Annotated in this window: 19 protein-coding genes and 1 pseudogene; 9 read left to right on the top strand and 11 right to left on the bottom strand. The window is 71.1% G+C overall.

Features of this window, described 5'->3' with window-relative positions; translation table 11 throughout:
- Positions 1 to 771 (bottom strand): annotated as a pseudogene (locus DJ73_RS19145) (alpha amylase); the annotation flags it as partial.
- Between the two features lie 103 nt (positions 772 to 874).
- On the opposite strand from DJ73_RS19145, the gene DJ73_RS19140 reads away from it, so the two are divergent.
- Positions 875 to 3049 carry a glucan 1,4-alpha-glucosidase gene (locus DJ73_RS19140; RefSeq protein ID WP_094558768.1) on the top strand — a complete coding sequence of 725 codons (2175 nt, stop codon included), beginning with the start codon at positions 875 to 877 and terminating at the stop codon, positions 3047 to 3049.
- A 337-nt stretch (positions 3050 to 3386) separates the two neighbouring features.
- Here the strand turns inward: DJ73_RS19140 and DJ73_RS19135 are convergent, their stop codons facing one another.
- The 4 genes from DJ73_RS19135 to DJ73_RS19120 all read right to left on the bottom strand — a co-directional run bounded on the left by DJ73_RS19135 (position 3387) and on the right by DJ73_RS19120 (position 6114).
- Positions 3387 to 3569, bottom strand: a complete 183-nt coding sequence (locus tag DJ73_RS19135) for a hypothetical protein (protein WP_094523745.1) — start codon at positions 3567 to 3569, stop codon at positions 3387 to 3389.
- Between the two features lie 117 nt (positions 3570 to 3686).
- The gene (gene hisF, locus DJ73_RS19130) at positions 3687 to 4505 is read right to left on the bottom strand and encodes an imidazole glycerol phosphate synthase subunit HisF (protein WP_094523747.1); all 819 of its coding nucleotides are present in this window, start codon (positions 4503 to 4505) and stop codon (positions 3687 to 3689) included.
- Positions 4506 to 4603: 98 nt separating this feature from the next.
- Complete coding sequence (locus tag DJ73_RS19125) at positions 4604 to 5758, bottom strand: glycosyltransferase (RefSeq protein WP_094558767.1); 1155 nt, start codon at positions 5756 to 5758, stop codon at positions 4604 to 4606.
- A gap of 83 nt (positions 5759 to 5841) precedes the next feature.
- Positions 5842 to 6114, bottom strand: a complete 273-nt coding sequence (locus DJ73_RS19120; RefSeq protein ID WP_092921017.1) for a helix-turn-helix domain-containing protein — start codon at positions 6112 to 6114, stop codon at positions 5842 to 5844.
- Positions 6115 to 6265: 151 nt separating this feature from the next.
- Here DJ73_RS19120 and DJ73_RS19115 point away from each other — a divergent pair, with 151 nt between their 5' ends.
- Together DJ73_RS19115 and DJ73_RS19110 are read left to right on the top strand one after the other, a co-directional pair.
- Complete coding sequence (locus DJ73_RS19115; protein WP_094526577.1) at positions 6266 to 6658, top strand: pyridoxamine 5'-phosphate oxidase family protein; 393 nt, start codon at positions 6266 to 6268, stop codon at positions 6656 to 6658.
- Between the two features lie 110 nt (positions 6659 to 6768).
- Complete coding sequence (locus tag DJ73_RS19110) at positions 6769 to 7494, top strand: class I SAM-dependent methyltransferase (protein ID WP_094526578.1); 726 nt, start codon at positions 6769 to 6771, stop codon at positions 7492 to 7494.
- 70 nt (positions 7495 to 7564) lie between these two features.
- Here DJ73_RS19110 and DJ73_RS19105 read toward each other — a convergent pair whose 3' ends face one another.
- A complete protein-coding gene (locus DJ73_RS19105; protein WP_094526579.1) occupies positions 7565 to 7942 on the bottom strand; it encodes a hypothetical protein in 378 nt (125 codons plus the stop codon).
- Positions 7943 to 8189: 247 nt separating this feature from the next.
- On the opposite strand from DJ73_RS19105, the gene DJ73_RS19100 reads away from it, so the two are divergent.
- Together DJ73_RS19100 and DJ73_RS19095 are read left to right on the top strand one after the other, a co-directional pair.
- Complete coding sequence (locus DJ73_RS19100) at positions 8190 to 8966, top strand: bacteriorhodopsin (protein WP_094526580.1); 777 nt, start codon at positions 8190 to 8192, stop codon at positions 8964 to 8966.
- Between the two features lie 51 nt (positions 8967 to 9017).
- Positions 9018 to 9242, top strand: a complete 225-nt coding sequence (locus DJ73_RS19095; RefSeq protein WP_094526581.1) for a hypothetical protein — start codon at positions 9018 to 9020, stop codon at positions 9240 to 9242.
- Position 9243: 1 nt separating this feature from the next.
- Here the strand turns inward: DJ73_RS19095 and DJ73_RS19090 are convergent, their stop codons facing one another.
- The 3 genes from DJ73_RS19090 to DJ73_RS19080 form a co-directional block, all read right to left on the bottom strand.
- Entirely contained in the window at positions 9244 to 11307 is a 2064-nt protein-coding gene (locus DJ73_RS19090; protein WP_094558766.1) for an AAA family ATPase, read from the bottom strand.
- A 209-nt stretch (positions 11308 to 11516) separates the two neighbouring features.
- Positions 11517 to 11933 (bottom strand): TRAM domain-containing protein, encoded by a 417-nt coding sequence (locus DJ73_RS19085; protein ID WP_094526583.1) that lies wholly within the window; start codon positions 11931 to 11933, stop codon positions 11517 to 11519.
- 99 nt (positions 11934 to 12032) lie between these two features.
- Positions 12033 to 12683: a helix-turn-helix domain-containing protein gene (locus DJ73_RS19080; RefSeq protein ID WP_094558765.1), complete on the bottom strand. Its 651-nt coding sequence runs from the start codon at positions 12681 to 12683 to the stop codon at positions 12033 to 12035.
- A 93-nt stretch (positions 12684 to 12776) separates the two neighbouring features.
- Between DJ73_RS19080 and DJ73_RS19075 the strand changes: the two genes are divergently transcribed.
- The 3 genes from DJ73_RS19075 to DJ73_RS19065 all read left to right on the top strand — a co-directional run bounded on the left by DJ73_RS19075 (position 12777) and on the right by DJ73_RS19065 (position 16584).
- Positions 12777 to 14351, top strand: a complete 1575-nt coding sequence (locus DJ73_RS19075) for a cytochrome P450 (RefSeq protein WP_094558764.1) — start codon at positions 12777 to 12779, stop codon at positions 14349 to 14351.
- A 48-nt stretch (positions 14352 to 14399) separates the two neighbouring features.
- Positions 14400 to 15494, top strand: coding sequence for a polymer-forming cytoskeletal protein (locus tag DJ73_RS19070; protein WP_094526586.1), 1095 nt, complete (start codon positions 14400 to 14402; stop codon positions 15492 to 15494).
- Positions 15495 to 15678: 184 nt separating this feature from the next.
- Positions 15679 to 16584: a dihydrodipicolinate synthase family protein gene (locus tag DJ73_RS19065; RefSeq protein ID WP_094558763.1), complete on the top strand. Its 906-nt coding sequence runs from the start codon at positions 15679 to 15681 to the stop codon at positions 16582 to 16584.
- 28 nt (positions 16585 to 16612) lie between these two features.
- Here DJ73_RS19065 and DJ73_RS19060 read toward each other — a convergent pair whose 3' ends face one another.
- Complete coding sequence (locus tag DJ73_RS19060; protein WP_094558762.1) at positions 16613 to 17404, bottom strand: YkgJ family cysteine cluster protein; 792 nt, start codon at positions 17402 to 17404, stop codon at positions 16613 to 16615.
- A gap of 190 nt (positions 17405 to 17594) precedes the next feature.
- On the opposite strand from DJ73_RS19060, the gene DJ73_RS19055 reads away from it, so the two are divergent.
- Positions 17595 to 18041, top strand: coding sequence for a DUF5788 family protein (locus tag DJ73_RS19055; protein ID WP_094558770.1), 447 nt, complete (start codon positions 17595 to 17597; stop codon positions 18039 to 18041).
- Positions 18042 to 18079: 38 nt separating this feature from the next.
- On the opposite strand, the gene DJ73_RS19050 is transcribed toward DJ73_RS19055, so the two are convergent.
- Positions 18080 to 18550 (bottom strand): Rieske 2Fe-2S domain-containing protein, encoded by a 471-nt coding sequence (locus DJ73_RS19050; protein ID WP_094558761.1) that lies wholly within the window; start codon positions 18548 to 18550, stop codon positions 18080 to 18082.
- Between the last annotated feature and the right edge of the window lie 408 nt (positions 18551 to 18958).

The following is an 18958-nucleotide window of genomic DNA, read 5'->3' as shown; positions in this document are numbered from 1 at the left end:
CCCCCCTTCGCCCCCGCCGGCCGCGGGCGGCGCCTCGACGTCGGCCGTCAGGACGACCACCGATTCGGCGTCGCTACGGTCCTCGACCCGCCCGTCGAGCGAGAGCCGGGGGCGTCCGGGTCCCGGGACCTCGACGACGTCGCCGTGCTCGTTTCCGGGGTCGTCGTTGGCGACGAAGCTGAACCGGTGGCGCCCCGGCGGCACCCGGGTCTCGAGGACCCAGTCGTCGCCGTCGCGCTCGGGCCGGTCGCGGGCGAGGAGGCGCTCGTTGTGCGCCCACATCAGCGAGACGCGGTCGACGGCGTCGTCGTCGACCGGGAGGTCCGCGGCCGCGACGCGGAGCTCGGTCTCTCGGCGCTCGTCCGGGAAGGCGCGCACGCGCTGGCGGTGCGTCCCGTCGGGCGCGTCGAGCGTCAGGACGTAGGTCCCCGGCGCGTCCGGCCGGAGGCGGAGGACCGGGGCGTCCGATCGGCTCGTCGCCCCGGAGACGAGGACCGGTGGTGTCCCCTCGGGTTCGTCTTCCGGTCGGTCACCCTCTCCGCGTCCGGTTCCCTCCTCGGACCCGCCGCCCTCCTCGGACCCGTCGCCCACCCCGGATTCGTCGCCCTTCCCGGATCCGCCGCCGCTCCCTATCGGTCCCTCGCCGACGGCGCTGTCGGCGGGCGCGTCGCGGACCGTCCACTCGTACGTACCGTCCGGATCCGGGGACCGAGGCGCCAGCTCGACCGATTCGCCGACGCTCGTCGTCCCCGGAGGCCCGGGTTCGTGCATGCCGGTACCCGGGCGCCTCCCGGCTTGAGGGTTTCCGTTTCTCGAACACATGAATAATAATTACACCAAAACTTCATACGCGGAGGGGGCGTTTACCCGCGTAATGCAACTCCGCGACGCGCTCGACGACTACAAGCGCAACACCGGACACGCCACCCGGTTTCCCGGCGAACGGCGGACCGTCACCGGACGGTTCACCGGCGGCGAGGGGCGGCTGGTCCACGTCGACGAGGACGGGGAGCTCCGCGATTTCGGCTACCCGCTGACGGGACGGACCGGGCTGGTCCGCTCGCGGATCGGTCTCGCGATCGGCGACGAGATCGTCTGGCTCGACGAGACGCCCACCGAACAGCGGTACGTCGGTGACGCGACCCTGATCGAGACCGTCCACGAGGCGGACGCCGCCACCGTGACCCGCCGCGACGTCACGATCGGGGACGCGCACCTCACGCGCGCGACGGTCGACGTCGGCGAGGACGGGCACGCGAACGTCGACCCTGACGCCCTCTCGCTCGTCGTCTACGCCCGGTTCGCTCCCGACGGCCGCGACGACCGCGTCGGCCAGCTCCGGTACGACGACGCGGTCGAGGTGTACCACGCCGACGAGCACGACTTCCTCGCGAGCGACACGGGGTTCCGCGACCTCCGCGGCCAGCTCCCCGCGACGTTCCCGGAGCTCCTCGAAGACGCGCCGACAGACCTCCCCCGCGACCGCGACGGCGACCGCTACGAGGAGGAGCGGCTCTCCGGCGAGGTGATCGCCGAGGCCCCCTTCGAGGGCGGCGTCGCCGCCGTCGCGTCGCTCCTGACCGACCGCGCGGAGACGACGCGAGAGGCGGCCCGCGCCCGGATCGACGAGCTGTTCGCCGACCTCGACTCGGCCGACGCCCTCGCCGCGGCCGCGGACGAGACGACGCCCTCCGTCCCCGCGTCGGCGCCGGCCCGCGAGTCGCTCGTCGCCGACCTCCGCGTGCTCTCGCTGCTCTCTGCCGACTCCGGGCTCCGGATCGCCGGTCCCGACTTCGACCCGTTCTACGCGACCTCCGGGGGCTACGGCTACACGTGGTTCCGCGACGACGCGGAGATCTCGACGTTCCTGCTCGGCGCCGACGACCGGCTCGGGCTCGGGCTCGACGACTGGCACGTCCGCTCGGCCGCGATGTACGTCGCCACCCAGCGCCCGGACGGCTCGTGGCCCCACCGCGTCTGGCCGCGGAACGGCTCCCTCGCGCCCGGGTGGGCGAACGCCCGGATCGAGGACGGCCCCGACGTCGACTACCAGGCCGACCAGACCGGCAGCGTGATCGCGTACCTCGCGCAGGCGCGAGAGAGCGGTGTGGCCGTCCCCGACCTCGACGCGACCCTCGTCGCCGCGCTCGCCGGCCTCGACGAGACGCTCGAGGACGACGGTCGACCCGTCGTCTGTCAGAACGCGTGGGAGGACAGCGCCGGGCGGTTCGCCCACACCGCGGCGACGTTCCTGGAGGCGTACAGCGAGTTGGCGCTCCACGGCGACGGGCTCGACGCCGACGCGCTCGGCGCCGACTCGGACGCCGCCGGTACCCCCGACGGCGACGCGGGGGCGTCCGGTGGCGACCTCGACCCCGCCGCCCTCCCCGACGACCTCGCCGGCCACGCCAGGGGGCAGGCGATTCGCGTGTACGAGGCGCTCGACGACCTCTGGGTCCCCGAGCGCGGCTGTTACGCGCTCCGCGAGACGCCCGAGGGGGCGATCGACGACCGGCTCGACTCCTCGACGCTGTCGCTGGCGAGCGCGCACCGGTCGTTCGACGCGCTCGGGGGGGCCGACGGCAGCGACGGGGCGGCCGGCGCCGTCGACGAGGAGCGGCTCGACCGGCTCGTCTCGCACGTTGAGACCGTCGTCGACGGGCTCGCGCACGAGAGCGACGAGATCGCCGGACTGATCCGGTACGAGGGCGACGCGTGGCGGCAGGCCGGCCAGCTCTCGGAGAAGGTGTGGACCGTCTCGACGGCGTGGGGCGCGAACGCCTGCGCGGAGCTCGCGGCCCTGCTCGAAGCGCACGAGGACCCGCGGGCCGACCGGATGGCCGAGCGCGCCCGCGATCTCCTCGCGCGCGTCTCGCCCGGCGGCTCGCTGTGCGAGTCGACCAGCTACCTCCCCGAGCAGTTCTTCGACGACGGGACGCCGGACAGCGCGACCCCGCTCGGCTGGCCGCACGCCATCCGACTGGCGACCGTCGCGCTGCTCGACGACCGCGACCTGCTGACGACCGACGCCGTCGCGGCCGACGACTGACCGGGGCGGTCGACGGCGCGAACCGATCGGGGGCGGTCGGCGGTGCAAGCCAGGAGCGCCGGCGAGACGACCCGGCCCGAACCGCGTCAGGGCCTCACGTCGCGTCCGCGAGCGCGGCACCGCCGATCTGCTGGACGACGTAGTAGACGATTATCGAGACGGTGACCAGCGGGTCGGCGAACGGCAGCGAAATCGGCAGCGCGATTCCGAGGTTCTGCAGGTTCGCGGTAAAAAAGGGGGAGATCGACCGGTCTCGCCCGATGCCGAACGCGCGTCGACAGCACGCCGTGAGCGCCGCACCGACGCCGACGAGGAGGCCGGCGCCGGTCCGGATCCTCTACCGCCACTCGTCGCGCGGCACGCAGTCCGCCTCTCGGACCGTGATCCACCTGGTCGTCCGCTCGTCGGGATCGCGGTCCCGTTCGAAGAACGTCACCTCCCCGTCTCCAGAGCCGTCGTCGGTCCGTCGGCAGACGAGCTCCGGGCGCTCGGCACGGACACGCGTCGATGACGTGGACATACGTCACGATTCGCTCGGCATCGCATAATAACTGTTGATTTCGATCACAACTATTGGAAATCACGACAGTTGTGAATGGTAATTATTCTGTTCCGAGTAAGAACGACGGCCGTTCGGCTACAACCGGACGGGAACGCCGCGCTCGTCGAGGTACTCCTTCGTCTCCTCGATGGAGTAGTCGCCGAAGTGGAAGATGGAGGCCGCGAGCCCCGCGTCGGCGTTCGCCTCGGTGAACACCTCGTACATGTCCTCTGGACCGCCGCAGCCGGAGGAGGCGATGACCGGGGTGGAGACGGCGTCGCAGACGGCCGTCATCAGCGGGATGTCGTAGCCGTCCTTCGTCCCGTCCATGTCGATGGAGTTGACGAACAGCTCGCCGGCGCCGCGCTCCTCGGCCTCTTTCGCCCACGAGACGGCGTCGATCCCGGTGCCCTCGCGGCCGCCCTTCTTCGTGCACTCGAACCACACCGTCTCGCCGTCGTCGTCCTCGTAGAAGTGCTCGCCGGCGTCGTCGCGTCGGCGGCGCGCGTCGACCGAGATGACGATACACTGACTGCCGAATGCCGCGGCGCCCTCCTCGATGAGCTCGGGGCGTTCGAGCGCGCCGGTCGTGATAGACACCTTGTCCGCGCCCGCGCGCAGCGTCTCCTTGATGTCCGCCTTCGTGCGGATCCCGCCGCCGACCGTGAGCGGGATGAAACACTCGTCGGCGACCGCGTTCACCACGTCGAGCATCGTCTCGCGGCCCTCCGCGCTCGCGGTGATGTCGAGGAAGACGAACTCGTCGGCGCCGGCGGCGTTGTACTTCTTCGCCAACTCGACCGGATCGCCGGTGTACTCCAAGTTCTCGAAGTTGACGCCCGTGTACACCGCCGCGTCCCCGTCGTCGTCGAGGTCGACGTCGATACAGGGGATGATCCGCTTCGTGAGTCCCATTCGTTACCGGCCGTAGACGACGGCGGAGGTTAAAAGGCGCGGGGACGGCGCGGATCGGCCGTCTGCCGTCCGCCGTCCGCCGCCCCTCCACCCGCCCGTCACTCCTCTCGCTCTCGCCGGTCGTACTTCGCCACGGCGCGGTCGGCGCGCTCCGAGATGCCGTTCGGGTTTCGGGCCGGGCTCCGGTCGCGGCCCCGGGCGACGAGCCCGTCCGAACCCCCGCTGGCGAGGCCGACGAGCACGTCGCGTCCGTTCGCGGCCCACCGGGAGGGCGTCGACTCGCCGCGGACCACGTCGGCGGCCGCGTCGACCGCGTCCGTCGCGGCGTGCGACCCGACCCGCGCCATCACCGTCGGCCGGACGCCGTAGTTTTTCAGGAGCCGGTACGCGAGCGCCCGGTACTTCCATCCCCACTCGTGGGCGCTGCGACCCCCGTCGGCCGCGGTCGGACTCGGCAGCTCCTTGGTCACGCCGAGCGCCTCGCGCCACGCGATCTCGTGGCCCATCCGGGCCAGCCGGTGGGCCGCGTCGCGCGCGCCGCCGGTCCGGAGGTACTCGTCGAAGCCGTCGATGTCCCGGAGCGTCTCCCGCCGGAAGGCGACGTTCCCGCCCGCGAAGTAGGTCACGTCGTGGCCCGCGATCGTCCGGCGCTCGGGCCCCACGGAGGGTTCGTCCGCGGCGTCGTCCCCGCTTCCGTCGCCGGTCTCCTCGTCGGCGCTAACCCGCTCTCCGTCGGCGCTAACCCGCTCTCCGTCGGCGCTAACCCGCTCTCCGTCGGCGCTAACCCGCTCTCCGTCGGCGCTAACCCGCTCTCCGTCGGCGCTAACCCGCTCTCCGTCGGCGCTAACCCGCTCTCCGTCGGCGCTAACCCGCTCTCCGTCGGCGCCGGCCTCTGGCCGTCGGGACGGCTCCGCCGGCGTCACCGGTCCCGTCACCGCGGCGGCGTCGGCGAGGCCGGCTCGGACGGCGCCGGGCCACTCCTCACCGATCCGGTTGTCGAAGTCGACCAGCGCCACCGCGTCGCCGGTCGCGACCTCGATCCCCGCGTTGCGCGCGACGTTGACGGTTCGGTCCGAGATCTCCACGAGCACGTCGACGTCGTCGCGGTCGCGCACCATCCCGGTCGTCCCGTCCGCGGAGGGGCCGTTGGCGACGATCACCTCCGCCTCGGGGGCGTGCGTCGCCAGCGCGTCGAGGCAGGCGCCCAGCCGGTCCCGCCCGTTGAGCGTCGGTACGACGACCGAGAGGTCCATACGGTCAGGTATCGGGACGAGGGATTAAAAAGAACTCCGTGCGAAGTCGACGGTCGACTCGCTCCGCCCGTCGCGCGGCGGCCTCAGACAGTCAGGTAGTAGACCTGCTTGCGCGCGTCCTTGAAGCTGTAGCGGGAGTCGACGAGCCCCTCCTCCTCCAAGCGGTTGAGCGCGTAGCGGACGGTCCGGTCGGGCAGAAGCGACTCCTCGGCAAGCCCGCCCTGCGAGAGCGGCGAGTCGCCCTCCAGTACCTTCGCGACGAGCTTGGCGCTAGGGGGTAGTTCGCGCAGGCGATCGCGGTACTCGCTCTCGGACAGGCGGTCTTGGTCGGCGGTCTCCGCTGGACTGGTACTCATGGTATATCTGAATCCTTTGCCTATTGGTAAAGGTTAGCTACATATTGGGGAATCCGATTGGGATAATATAATGTGTTAATATCACGTCTCAGGCGAGCGATTATCCTGATCGATCGGGGTATTTTCCCCGCTTCCCGCCGTACGCGTCTCCGTGATTCCCGAGTCTCACGTCGACATCTTCGAGCGCGAGTCGTACGCCCACCTCGCGACGGTGACTCCCGACGGATTCCCGCACGTCACGCCGGTGTGGGTCGACCACGAGGACCGCGAGTACGTCCTCGTGAACACGGCCCGCGGGCGGCGGAAGGAGCGGAACGTCAGGCGAAACCCGAAGGTCGGAGTCAGCGTGCTCGATCCGGACGACCCGTACCGCTACGTCTCGGTCCGCGGCGAGGCGGAGCTGACCGAGGAGGGAGCGAAAGAACACATCGACGAGCTCGCCCGGCGGTACTTCGACGTCGACGAGTACCCCCACCACGGTGAGGAGTCGGGGCCGCGGGTGATACTCAAGATCTCGGCCGACGCCGTCTCGACGAGCGGATAGCGGCCGATCGGAGCCGGCGAGCGCCGACCCCGCCGCGACCGGCGGATGCCGACGCCGTCCCCGACCGCATCCAGTACGGTTTTGTCGGTCGGGCGTGCAGTACTGACAACGTGAAGGGACAGGACTGGTACCAGGCCGACGAGGTCGCGGAGGAGTACGAGGACGTCCGGTTCTCTGGCGGCGGGGAGCTCATCGACCGACGCGAGAAGGAGGCCGTCCTCTCGGCGCTCGGGCCGATCGAGGATGGGCACCGCGTGCTGGAGGTCGCCTGCGGCACCGGTCGGTTCACGACGATGATCGCCGACCGGGGCGCCGACATCGTCGGGATAGACATCTCCCGGGAGATGCTCGAACAGGGCCGCGCGAAGGCGGTCGAGGGGGGACTGTCGGACACCGTGGAGTTCGTTCGCGGCGACGCCTCGCGGCTCCCGTTTCCGGACGACCACTTCGACACGGTGGTCGCGATGCGCTTCTTCCACCTGATGGACGACCCGGTTCCGTTCGCCCGCGAGCTACGCCGCGTCAGCGCCGATCAGGTGTTCTTCGACACGTTCAACCGTCGTAGCCTCCGGACGCTGTACACCTGGCTGCTCCCGATGGGCTCCCGGCTCTACTCCGAGCGACAGGTCGTCGATATGCTCCGCGCGGCGGGCCTCACGCTCGCCGGCGAGGAGCACGACTTCGTGCTGCCGTACGGCTTCTACCGCGAGCTTCCCGGCCCCGTCGCGAGGCCCTTCCGGGTCCTCGACGAGCTCGTCGGCAACACGATCCCGGGCGACTACGTGGCGTCCGTCTCCTACTGGGACGCCCGCGTCTCGGCTGACGGGGACGACTGAGTCGCCTCTCGGCACCGCCTCGCTTGAACGAGTCGCCCGTGCCCGCGGGCGCGAAACCGGACTGCGCGGCTCAGTACGTGTGGATGACTTCGCCGCACCGCAGGCACTCGATCGTGTCGCTCCGGAACAGCCGCTCCTTCTTCTCCGTCGGCCCGTTACACTCCGGACAGACGCCGAGGTTCCGCCCGTCCGCGACGCGGGCGGACAGATCGAGGAACCGATCCTCCAGCGTCTCGATCTGTTCGGACTGCGCTTCGACCACGGACTCGAGCTCCTCGATCGTCTCTTCCCGTTCCTCCAGCGCGGACGAGAGCTCCTCCACGCGGTCCTCGTACGTGTCGAGCGCCTCCACGTCGATGGCCGTCGTCTCCGCCTCCGTCTCGCGCTCCGTCGTTTCATCGGTCTCGTCCGTCGTTTCGGTCTCCGTCTCGGCCTCGTCGTTCGCCATACGGGTAGTACGGTCGCCAGACTGGTTTCATTTTGGGTCACTAGTAAGGTCCGTCCCGCCGGCGCCGGCGGACAACCCGCCGAGACCGCCGACGCTCGCGGCGCCGAATCCGGGAAACCCCGCCTGATCGGTGTTTCTTTCTAATTCAAAATAGTAATATATATTCTCGCTCAGACCCGGCCGGAGCGCGTACCTTACTATGCTGTGTCGAAGTTGATTGTTTTATGGGTGATACGTGTAGTTGCGTATGGATCCGACAGTACTTCAAGCAGGGTTCGACCTCCTCGGCGATGGTCGGCCCGAAACGCTGTGGCTGGGTATCGGGACGATATTTATGCTCCTCGGGACGTTCTACTTCATCGCGAAAGGCTGGGGAGTCACGAACAAAGAGGCGCGTGAGTACTACGCGATCACGATCCTCGTGCCGGGGATCGCGTCGGCGGCGTACCTGTCGATGTTCTTCGGTATCGGGTTGACCGAGGTCGAAGTCGTCGGCCGGGGGACGCTCGACATCTACTACGCGCGGTACGCTGACTGGCTGTTCACCACGCCGCTGCTGTTGCTCGACCTCGCGCTCCTCGCGAAGGTCGACCGCGTGACGATCGGGACGCTCATCGGCGTCGACGCGCTGATGATCGTCACCGGCCTCGTCGGTGCGCTCTCACAGACGATGCTTGCGCGGTACTCGTTCTGGCTCATCAGCACGATCGCGATGATCTTCGTGCTGTACTACCTCGCCACGAGCCTCCGCAGCGCGGCGAAGGCGCGCTCGGCTGAGGTGGAGAGCACGTTCAACACGTTGACCGTGTTGACGTTGGTCCTTTGGACCGCGTACCCGATCCTGTGGCTCGTCGGAACCGAAGGGGCCGGCATCGTGGGTCTCGGCGTCGAGACGCTCGGCTTCATGATCCTCGACGTGAGCGCGAAGGTCGGCTTCGGGCTCATCCTCCTGCGCAGTCGCGCCATCATGGGCGACACCGAAGCGCCGGAGCCGTCGGCCGGAGAGCCGTCTGCCGCCGATTAAGGCCGTATCGACCGGTAACTACCCGACTCGCTGTGAGTCTTTTTATCACTAATGTCAGACGACATCGATGAATCGGTTGCCGTATTGAACGTTCGATCAGTCGTCGGTATCGTCGTCTGCTTCGTCGTCGCCGCCGGCGCGTTGTTCGCGTTGCCGACGCTCCAGAACCAGGGGTTGGAGTTCTCCACGGCGTTCTGGCTGATCTCCGCGGTGGAGTTAGTCACGGCACTCGGGATCGCCTACTTCGTCCTCAACTTACACGAGGAACGGGCGTAACTCACCGCTGGAACGCGCCGTCCCGATCGGGAGCGTCCCCCACCGACGGCGTCGTTTCGGCCAACGCACGTTCGAAGTGATCCGCGTCGACGGTGAGATCCCCGTTTCTCCCGTCGTCGGTGATCGTGTCCTCGATGGCGAGCATCGCGGCCTCGCGGACCAGCGCGGCGAGGTCGCCGCCGCTGTACCCCGCCGTCCGCTCCGCCAGCGCGTCGAAGTCGACCATCTCGGCCGTCGGGGTGTCACGGGCGTGGATCCGGAGGATCTCCCGCCGCGCCGGCTCGTCGGGAAGCGGCGTCTCGACGGTCTTCTCGATCCGGCCGGGGCGCAACAGCGCCTCGTCTATCATGTCCGGCCGGTTCGTCGCCGCGACGACGACGACGTCCGTCAGCGGTTCCAGCCCGTCCAGTTCGGTCAACAGCTGGGACACCACGCGCTCGCCGGCGCCGGTGTCGTCGCTCCGTCGCTTCGGGGAGATCGCGTCGACCTCGTCGAAGAAGACGACCGCCGGCGCGTTCTCCCGAGCCGTGGCGAACAGGTCCCTGACGGCCTGCTCGCTGGCCCCGACGTATCGGTCCAACAGCTCCGGCCCGTTCACCGAGATGAAGTTCGCGTCGCTGAGGCTGGCCGCGGCCCGCGCGAGGAGCGTCTTCCCGGTCCCCGGCGGGCCGTACAACAACACGCCCGACGGCGGCTCGATACCGGCTCGCTCGAAGCGGTCGGCGTACTCGAGCGGCCAGTAGACCGCCCGCACGATCTCGCGTTTGGCCGCCTCGAGCCCGCCGACGTCGTCCCACGCGACCGAGGGAAACTCGACCGCGACATCCCGAAGCCCGCTGGGCTCGACCACGTCCATCGCGTGGTCGACGTCGGACTGGCGGACCGCGGTTCGGCCGTCCCGGCGGATCGCCCGCTCCAGCGCCACGTCGACCAGCACCGTCACGTCGGCGAGGACGAACCCGTTGATCCGGGTCGCCGTCTCCGCGAAGTCGACGTCCATCGCGAGCGGCACGTCCCGCGCGACGCTCTCTAAGGCCTCCCGTCGGTCCGCGACGCTCAGCGGCGCGACCTCGACCTCGCGGTCGAACCGCCCGCCGCGTCGCAGCGCCTCCGGGACGCGCTCGGCGTCCGTGGTCACCCCGATCGCGACCGTCCCGTCCGCGGCCCGCAGTTCGTCGAGCGTCTCGCGGAGGCGGTCGCCGAGCGTCGCGGCGGCGCCGTCGTCGCCGAGGACCTCGAGGTCGTCTAAGAGCACCACCGCTCGGTCGGCGTCGCTCGCGGCCTCGACGACGCGGTCGAGGCGACGCTCGCGGTCGCCCGCGCCCTCGCCGCGGAGCCGCGCGGCAGAGGCCCTGACGAGGGTCGCGTCGACCGCGGCCGCGACCGCCTCGACGAGCGTCGTCTTCCCGGCGCCCCGCGGCCCGCGGAGGAGGAGCCCGAGCGTCGTCGGCCGGCCGGCCGCCGCGAACGACTCCCGCCCGTCGAGTCGGGTCGCGGCGGCCTCGCGGAGCTCCCGGAACGTCTCGGCGGGCACGACGCTGTCGGTCGCGGACACCGAGGGCTCGCTGACGACCGCCGCCGTCCCCTCGCCCGTCTCGACCTCGATCTCGGTCTCCTCGCTCGCGATCCCGGGCGAGGACGGCGCCACGTCCTCGACGACGAACGTCAGGTTCAGCGCGCCGCCCAGCAGCGTCGCCTCCACCTCGTCGCCGACCGAGACGGCCGTCCCGTCGAGGCGCCGCCGGAGGGCGGCCCCCGCGCGGGTGAGGTCCATCCGCTCGTCGAGGCGGAGAGTGACCGCGGACGCCGCGACGGCGTCGACCGGCTCGACCGTCACCGTGTCGCCGACCTCGGCGCCCGCGTTCCGGCGGATCGACCCGGGGAGACAGGCCCCGCCGGGGTCGCCGTCGACGCGCGCCGCGACGGCGACCGTCGTCCGACCGCCCCGAACGCTCACGGGGTCGCCGGGCTCGACGCCCAGCTCAGTCAACACGGTGGCAGAGAAGCCGGCGCGGCGGTCCCCGACAGACTCGGGGGCGTCCGCGACCGGCAGTCGAACGCTCATGTGCGGCATGGTCGTCGAGGGGTCCGCTCGTCGTCGGCGCTCGTCGACTCCATGTTTCGAGGTAAACGCGGGTCGCACATAGAAGCCACGACGGTTCAGGATAGAAGCCACGACGGTCCGGACCCCGTCCCGGCTCGAATTATGCCCGCTCGGTCCGGGTTCGGTCCGGGTTCGATTCGCGCTCGGTTCGCGCTCGGTTCGCGTCGCCGCTACGCGGCCTCCTCGACGACCTCGCCGACAGCGAAGTTGGACTTGACCTCCGTGATCTCGATCTTCACGCGCTCGCCGACCTCCGTGTCGGGAACGATGATCACGTAGCCGCGCTCGACCCGGGCGATGCCGTCGCCCTGCTTGCCGAGGTCCTCGATCTCGACGTACCGCATCTCGCCCGGTTCGACCGGGGGTTGAGGCCCGTCGTCGGCGCGGGACGCGGAGACGTCGGCGCCGCCGTCGGTCTCGTCGCCCGTCTCGGCCTCCGAGCGGGAAATAAGCGCGACCCGATACGTCTCGCCCGGTTCCAGCGACCCGGTCTCGATCTCGCGGCGCGGGACGTCGACGACGTACTGGCCGTCCGCCTCGCGCACGTCGGCGCTGAACAGACAGAGGAGCTTCTCTGAGATCTCCATAGTAGACTCCACCCGTAAGTGGCGACGGACCAGTATAGTTGTACCGCCGATCCGGTAGACGCGGCGCCGACGCTCGCGGAGCGTCCCCATGGACTGGGATCAGCCGTCGAGGAGCGCCTCGACCAGCGCCGCCTCCGCCTTCCGGAGGTGCGCCCCCGCCGTCGACGAGGAGCAGCCGACCGCCTCGGCGACGTCGGCCACCGATCCCGTTCGCGGCACGTCGTAGTACCCGACGCGGCGCGCGGCGCGGAGGGCCTCCCGCTGGCGCTCCGTGAGTTCGACGCCGGCCAGCCGCCGACCGCCGCCGTACGAGCCGATCCGGTCGATATCGACGTCGATCGGGTCCGGAACGGTCGCGAGCACGTCCCGGAGCTGATCGGGCGGGCCGATCACCCCGAACGACATGCGTCCCTCCGAGCGGTACACCACGGGCGGCACGGAGACGAAATCGGTGCCGGCGAACGCCCCGAGGAACGCCTCCAGCGGCCCGCCGAGTCGCTCGTACGCCTTGAGATAGAACGCGTCGTCGCCCGGGGCCGTCTCGAACCGGTCGATGGCGTCGATCGACCGCAGCCGGTCGAGGTACGGCTCGCGGGGAGCGACGACGCGGAACAGCGTGACGAAGGTCTCGTCCGGGAGCCGCCGCCACGTGAGCATCTCGGTCCGCCAGCCGTCGCCCTCGTCGAGGAACCCGTGCATCGGATGCCGGACCGACGGCGGGAACGTGATATCCACGTGCACGTATCGCATGGGAATCGTCCCGACGACCGACCGCCTATCAGTTAAAAATACCCGGACGCGTCCGTGCGAACCCTCAGCGCTTCGCGGCGCCGATCGATCCGTATGAGCGAGACGACCGACGGAGACGGAGTCACCGCTCCGCGCGACGCGCCGCGACCGCCGGACCCCGGCGGGATTCCGCTGTTCGGAAACGTCCACGAACTCGCGAGCGACGCGCTCGGGTTCTACGAACGGCGGTCGTCCGAGCACGGCGGGATCGTCCGCTACGACGTGTTCGGCACGGAGAGTTACCTCGTGACCGACCCCGACGCGATCGCGGCGATCCTCGTCGAGGAGCACGACCGGTTCGAGAAGGGCGAGATGCCCCGCGAGCGGCTCGGCGGGCTCCTCGGCGACGGGCTGTTCCTCGCCGAGGGAGACGCGTGGCGCGAGCAGCGAACGGCGATGCGGTCGGCGTTCTTCCGCGAGCGGGTGGCCGCGTACGGCGACGCGATGGTCGAGCACGCCCGCCGAACGGCGGCCTCGTGGGACGACGGCGACGTCGTCGACGTCCACGCCGCCGCGACCGACTACGCGTTCGCCGTCCTCGCCGAGAGCCTGCTCGGAAGCGACGTCGAGCGCGAGCGCGACACCGTCCGGGCGGCCGCCGAGAGCGTCACGGAGCGGTTCGACACGGGCCGGATCGCCTCCTTCCTCCCGGAGTGGATCCCGACCCCGACGAACCGGCGGTACCGGCGGCGAATCCGTGCGCTCAGGGCGACGATCCGCGACCTCGTCGCCGAACGCCGCGCCGCCGGCCCGCCCGCGAACCCGGGCGCCGCGGACGACCTCCTCGGCACGCTGGTCGCGGCCGCCGAGCTCGGGGCCATCGACGACGATCAGCTCGTCGACAACGCGGTGACGTTCCTGTTCGCGGGCCACGAGACGAGCGCGCTCGGCCTGACGTACACGCTCTACTGCCTCGCCCGCCGGCCCGAGTTCCAAGCCCGGGTCCGCGCGGAGGTCTCGGCGCTCGACGCCGACCCGACGCCCGCGGACGTCCGGGAGTGTCCGGCGCTGACGGCGGCGGTGGACGAGGCGCTCCGGCTGTACCCGCCCGTCCACTCCTTCTTCCGCGAGCCGACCGAGCCGGTGACCCTCGGCGGCTACCGCGTTCCGGCCGGCGTCGTGCTGACGCTCTCGCCGTGGGCGGTTCACCGCGACGAGCGGTGGTGGGACGACCCAGAGACGTACCGGCCCGAGCGGTGGCTCCGGCAGACCGACGGCGACGAGGCCACCGGTGACGAGGCCGCCGGCGACGGGAGTGACGGCGACGAGGGCGACGCCTCAGGGACCGCTCGCGGTGACGACGGCGCCGGCCCGGCGGTCGGCGACCGCCCCGAATACGCGTACTTCCCGTTCGGCGGCGGCCCGCGCCACTGTATCGGGATGCGGTTCGCGAGACAGGAACTCCGACTCGCGACCGCGACGCTGCTCCGCCGGCTGCGGCTCGAACCCGTGACGACGGAGCTGTCGCTGCGGGCGAGCGCGAACACGCGGCCGACGCATCCGGTCCGACTGCGCGTCAGCGCGCTCGACGGACCGGGCGCATCGGCCGGGCGCGGCGACGGACAGCGGGACGTCTGTCGCGGGACTCGGACCGGGCCCCGCCGGTCGCGGCTACCGACTGACTCTTGACACCACTCACCAGACAGATATATGTCACTGAAAAATAATTCATCCGCCATGGACCCGTCCTCCAACGCGTTTCGTCGTCGTATCGCCGTCGCTCTCGCCGTCGTCGCGCTCCTCTTCCCGCTCGCGACGGGGCTCGCGACGGCCCAGTCGGTGCAGGGAGCCTCCGGAACGATCGTCGTCGACGAGGGGGAGACGGTCGACGGGATCGACGGCGTCGCCGGGACGATCGTGGTCCGCGGCACCGTCGACGGCGACCTCTCGGGAGCGGCCGGTTCGATCCGCGTCGCGGAGACCGGCCGCGTCGACGGGAACGTCCAGGCCGCCGCCGGGACGATCGTGGTCGACGGGACTGTCGGCGGGAACGTCGAGACGGGCGCCGGCTCGTTCGAGCTGACCGACACCGGTCGGATCGGCGGATCGCTCGACGTCGGTGCGGGCTCGATAACGGTCGACGGCGCGGTCGACGGCGACGTTCGCGCGGCCGCCGACTCGGTCGTGCTCGGCCCGAACGCGGACGTCGGCGGCGAGTTCCGGTACGACGCCGAGACGTTCACCGAGAGTCCGGACGCGACGGTCGCCGGCGGCGTCGTCGAGGACACGAGTCTCCGCGGCGACACCGGGGTCGCGTTCGGCTCCGACCTCGCGCCGTCGTGGGTCGGGTCCGCCTACGGCGTCGCCGTCAACCTCGCGCTGGGCGCCGTGCTCCTGCTCGCGTTCCCCCGCTTCTCGCGTGGCGTCGCCGACCGCGTCGGCGGCGACTCGCTCCGCAGCGGCGGCGTCGGCCTGGTCGCGCTGATCGGGACGCCGATCCTCCTCGTCCTCGTGGCGGTCACGGTCGTCGGGATCCCGCTGGCGCTCGTCGGGATCGCGGCGTACGTCGTCGCGATCTGGATCGGCTCCGTGTACGGTCGGTACGCCCTCGGGTCGTGGGTCCTCAACCGACTCGGCCGACCGAACCGGTGGGTCGCCCTCCTCCTCGGCGTCCTCGGGATCGCCGCGATCGGCCTCGTTCCGTGGGTCGGCGGCCTCGTCGACCTCCTCGTGCTGCTGCTCGGACTCGGCGCGCTCGCGCTCGGACTGCGCGACCGGTACCGCGGCGCCCGCGGAGTCGCATCGGACCGCGGTTCCGTCGGTGCGGACTGACCGCGGTCCCGTCGGTGCGGACTGACCGCGGTCCCGTCGGCGCGGACTGACCGCGGCGCTCGGGATCGAGGTCCCGGCTCGACGCTACGGCGTCGCGAACCGCGACCCTGCCCCGTCGCGCTCGCTTCCGGCAACCGCCGTCGCGGCACCAAGACCTTTCTCGCACCCTTCCGAACCGGACTGCATGCCCGACATCGAGTTCCGACACGGCGCCGTCTCGCCCCCGATCGTGACCCCGTTCGACGCCGACGGCGACGTCGACGCCGACGCGCTCGCGGGCCACGTCGAGGCCCTCGTCGACGCCGGGCTCGACGGGATGGTCCCCTGCGGGACCACCGGCGAGTTCGCCAGCCTCACCGACGCGGAGCGCCGGACGGTCGTCGAGACGACGGTCGAGGCGGCCGACGGTCGGGTCCCCGTGATCGCGGGCGCGGCGGACACGACCGTCTCGGGCGCCCTCGACCGGCTCCGGGCGGCCGACGCGGCCGGCGCGGACGCGGGGCTGGTCACGCTCCCGTACTACCACAACTCGACGGCGCCGGCGGGACAGCGGGCGTTCCTCGACGCGGTCGCCGACGAGACGCCCCTGCCGCTGTTCCTCTACGACATCCCGTCGACGGTCGGCGAGCCGATCGACCCCGACGTCCTCGCCGCCGTGGCCGAGCGCGAGTCGGTCGTCGGGCTGAAGGACACGAGCGGGGATATCTCGGCGATCGATGTCGCCGTCGCCCGAACCCCCGAGGAGTTCACCGTCTTTCAGGGCGTCGACGCCCTGCTGTACCCGAGCGCGTCGCTCGGCGTCGACGGCGGGATCCACGCCCTCTCGCAGGTGATCCCGGAGGCGTTCGTCGCGCTCGGCGAGGCGCTCCGCGCCGGCGACGACGACCGCGCGCTGGCGCTCCACCGCCGGGCGATCGCGCCGCTGTTCGACCGGTGCGGGGACCACGGGTTCGCGCCCGTCGCGAAGGTCGCGGCCGCGCACCGCGGGTTCATCCCGGACCCCCGCGTGCGCCCGCCGCTCACGCTCCCGGACGAGGCGGCTCGCGAGGCGATCGCCGCCGACGTCGACGCGGCGCTCGACGTCGTCTGAGGCTCCGCCCGCGACGGCGAGGGCTCGCTCAGTCCCCGTCGACCGGCGTCCCGTCGGCCTCCTTCGGTCCCTCCGAGTCGAAGACGACGACGTCGCCGTCGGCGCGCTCGGCGGCTTCCGGGTCGTAGTTATCACGGACGCCGATCGCCTCCTCCAGTTCGCGGACCGCGCGCTCCTTGAGCGACGCGGCGAGGGCCTCGGCGTCCTCGCGGGAGATGTCGCGGCCGAGCCCCTCGCACTCGTGGGCGCGGACGACCCCCGCCTCGTCGACCGCCTCGCCCATCGGCTGGCTCGTCCCGTCGAGCGCGACGCTGAACGGGTACGTCCGACAGATGAGCGGCCTGTCGTCGTGGACCGCGCAGGCGCCCGTTCCGTCCGTCTCCTCGTAGAAGGTGCAGTCGCCGCAGTCGTCGGTCGCGAGCGCCCACTCGAACGTCTCGCCAGTCGGTTCGCCCTCGTCGCCCTCGGAGAGGCCGAACGGCATCGGGCGGGCCACGTCGCGCCAGTCGTACGACTCGCCGTAGCGCTCCTCGGCCGCGGCGGCGACCTCGCGGACCTCGTCCGGGAAAACGGTGGCCGTGTGGGGCTCGCGGTCTGCGGGGTCGGCGTCGCCGCCGTGACACCCGGCGTCGCTCTCGCCGCTCCCGTCGCTTTCGCCGACCCCCTCCCCGGCCGGCGCGCCGCCCGGTTCGTCGGGGGCGTAGCCGGTACAGCAGCCGCCGCAGCGCGTGCATTCGAAGCCGATCGCCTCGATGGCGTCGGCGAGGTCGTCGACGGCGAGCTCGCGGGCCCGCGAGAGCTCGGCTTCGAGCGGCTCCATGCGGACTGCTAGCGGCGCGGTCGGGTTAACGTCGTCCCTTCTCGCGGTGCGACGAGCGGCGTCCGGACGCGCGGTTCGCCGCCGCCGTCCGCTGTCCGCCGTCGCTCGCCGTCCGCTGCCCGCCGCCGCCCGCTGTCCGCCGCCGCCCGCGCCGAAGGAGCGAAGTGCGACCGCCGCCTACCGTACGGCCGTGAAGGAGTACGAACGGAAGGGGCTCCTCGAACGGGTGAACCGCGAGGCCGCGACGGTGGGCGCGGACATCCCCGAGGAGATCGAGGTCCAGGGGGAGCCGATCGAGCTGCGGTCGTTCGTCTTCGAGATCAAGCGGCGCGACTCGGTCCCCCCGGGCGAGCGCGACCGCGTCGAGCGCGCGAAGCGGAACCTCCGCCGGGAGCGGTTGGCGCGGCTCGAACCGATCGAGGAGAACGAGGTGAGCTACGAGCGCGGCGAGGAGCTCGCGGCGTCGATCATCGGGATCGACCGCGCGCTGGAGGCGTTAGAGGGGCTCGACGCCCCCGACCCGGAGACCGAGGAACAGCGCCAGAAGGCCGCCGACCGCAAGCGCTGGATGAGCTTCCTGAAGAAGGCGCTCGGTCGGGACGACGCTGGCGGGGCGAGCGGTCGGACGCGGTTTTAAATCCGGAGGTGCTCCGATACGGACGTGATCCGCCCGTCTCAGTTCCCCGTGAAGTCGATCCGCGAGTCGCCGCTGTCGCCGTCGCGGTTGGAGTGGCCGAGCCGGACGAACTCGTAGGCGTCGTCGGCGAGGTAGACGCCGTCGCCGTCGACGGTCACGTCGACGCCCTCCAGCACGGCGCCCTCGCAGGGGCCGAAGTTGCAGTAGCCGCCGTCGGCCTCGAAGGTGGCGCCGTGCTTCTGACAGAACACCTCGCCGTTCCGCACGAAGGCCCCGTCGTCCTTGTCGATGCGCACGTCGGTCCAGTGCTGACAGTAGTTGCGGAACGCGCGCACCTCGCCGGTCGCCCGCGTGAGGATCGCCTCCGCCTCGGGGGCGCCGTCCTCTGACTCGCCCACGTCGCCCTCGCCGTCGTCGACACTCTCGGGGTCGACGGGCTGCAGCGTCACGAGCAGCGTGCTGTCCTCGGGAACCTCCTCGACGGCGGCGATTCGACGGTCCGCGTTCATAGGTGTTGGAAGGATAGGGCGGGTTTGAACGCTGTGATACCGGCGGGGATCAGACCGGACCCTCGGATATCGTCGACCGGATACCGGCGGAGAATCACCCCGAAGCCCCAGCCGCTCGCTTATAAATCGGTGACGCCGCGATGACCGCCTCCGAAGCCCCAGCCGCTCGGTCGTATGTGGTTGACAGCCGCTCATCGACGAACACAGCCAAAGCCCCAGCCGCTCGGTCGTATGTGGTTGACAGCAGCTCATCGACGAACACAGCCAAAGCCCCAGCCGCTCGGTCGTATGTGGTTGACAGCAGCTCACCGACGAACACAGCCAAAGCCCCAGCCGCGAGGGCGGCGTACGCTCGCTGCGCTCCTCACTCGGTCGCTCTCGCTCCCTCGTTGCGGTGCTTTCGTCGCC

This window comes from Halorubrum sp. Ea1 (assembly GCF_002252965.1).
Classification (GTDB): Archaea; Halobacteriota; Halobacteria; order Halobacteriales; family Haloferacaceae; genus Halorubrum.
Note: the sequence above shows the minus strand (reverse complement) of the source record. Positions and strands in the feature narration are given on the sequence as shown.

What these genes read in the sequence shown, in the direction of transcription:
- DJ73_RS19140 (WP_094558768.1), top strand. Translation starts at nt 875, where the DNA reads ATGCAACTCCGCGACGCGCTCGACGACTACAAGCGCAACACCGGACAC.
- DJ73_RS19135 (WP_094523745.1), bottom strand. Translation starts at nt 3,569, where the DNA reads ATGTCCACGTCATCGACGCGTGTCCGTGCCGAGCGCCCGGAGCTCGTC.
- hisF (WP_094523747.1), bottom strand. Translation starts at nt 4,505, where the DNA reads ATGGGACTCACGAAGCGGATCATCCCCTGTATCGACGTCGACCTCGAC.
- DJ73_RS19125 (WP_094558767.1), bottom strand. Translation starts at nt 5,758, where the DNA reads ATGGACCTCTCGGTCGTCGTACCGACGCTCAACGGGCGGGACCGGCTG.
- DJ73_RS19120 (WP_092921017.1), bottom strand. Translation starts at nt 6,114, where the DNA reads ATGAGTACCAGTCCAGCGGAGACCGCCGACCAAGACCGCCTGTCCGAG.
- DJ73_RS19105 (WP_094526579.1), bottom strand. Translation starts at nt 7,942, where the DNA reads ATGGCGAACGACGAGGCCGAGACGGAGACCGAAACGACGGACGAGACC.
- DJ73_RS19100 (WP_094526580.1), top strand. Translation starts at nt 8,190, where the DNA reads ATGGATCCGACAGTACTTCAAGCAGGGTTCGACCTCCTCGGCGATGGT.
- DJ73_RS19095 (WP_094526581.1), top strand. Translation starts at nt 9,018, where the DNA reads ATGTCAGACGACATCGATGAATCGGTTGCCGTATTGAACGTTCGATCA.
- DJ73_RS19090 (WP_094558766.1), bottom strand. Translation starts at nt 11,307, where the DNA reads ATGAGCGTTCGACTGCCGGTCGCGGACGCCCCCGAGTCTGTCGGGGAC.
- DJ73_RS19085 (WP_094526583.1), bottom strand. Translation starts at nt 11,933, where the DNA reads ATGGAGATCTCAGAGAAGCTCCTCTGTCTGTTCAGCGCCGACGTGCGC.
- DJ73_RS19080 (WP_094558765.1), bottom strand. Translation starts at nt 12,683, where the DNA reads ATGCGATACGTGCACGTGGATATCACGTTCCCGCCGTCGGTCCGGCAT.
- DJ73_RS19075 (WP_094558764.1), top strand. Translation starts at nt 12,777, where the DNA reads ATGAGCGAGACGACCGACGGAGACGGAGTCACCGCTCCGCGCGACGCG.
- DJ73_RS19070 (WP_094526586.1), top strand. Translation starts at nt 14,400, where the DNA reads ATGGACCCGTCCTCCAACGCGTTTCGTCGTCGTATCGCCGTCGCTCTC.
- DJ73_RS19065 (WP_094558763.1), top strand. Translation starts at nt 15,679, where the DNA reads ATGCCCGACATCGAGTTCCGACACGGCGCCGTCTCGCCCCCGATCGTG.
- DJ73_RS19060 (WP_094558762.1), bottom strand. Translation starts at nt 17,404, where the DNA reads ATGGAGCCGCTCGAAGCCGAGCTCTCGCGGGCCCGCGAGCTCGCCGTC.
- DJ73_RS19050 (WP_094558761.1), bottom strand. Translation starts at nt 18,550, where the DNA reads ATGAACGCGGACCGTCGAATCGCCGCCGTCGAGGAGGTTCCCGAGGAC.